Annotated in this window: 1 pseudogene; it reads left to right on the top strand. The window is 44.1% G+C overall.

Going from position 1 to position 349, the window contains the following annotated elements:
* Nucleotides 1-307 (top strand): annotated as a pseudogene (locus tag B3763_RS17835) (O-antigen ligase domain-containing protein); the annotation flags it as partial.
* Nucleotides 308-349 lie beyond the last annotated feature (42 nt).

Genomic DNA, 349 nt, shown 5'->3' with positions numbered 1-349 from the left:
CTGGGCAGAAACGGGGCCCATTGGCTTAATGGTTCACCTCGTTGTGTTGGGATTTATACTCGGCTATGGTGGTTTAAAGATTATGCGGATGCGCTGTCTCAAAAACCGCACACAAGCTTCTGCCTTATATGCCATGCTGGCAGGAGCCATTTTTGCGAGTTATGGCAACCAGGTACTCATTCAAATGCCCACCGGTATCATACTCAATTTTGCCATTCCGTTCATCTTCTTAATTGCTGAACGAGACACCAAAACCTGGCTCAAAGGCATTAAAAAGCCATCTAAACTCAGAGAGCTATTACAGTAATCTAACCTGGATTCGATTTAAGGAAGTAGTAAAATATCCCCT

The sequence above is a fragment of the Roseivirga sp. UBA1976 genome (assembly GCF_002336325.1).
GTDB classification, from domain to species: domain Bacteria; phylum Bacteroidota; class Bacteroidia; order Cytophagales; family Cyclobacteriaceae; genus Roseivirga; species Roseivirga thermotolerans.
Note: the sequence above shows the minus strand (reverse complement) of the source record. Positions and strands in the feature narration are given on the sequence as shown.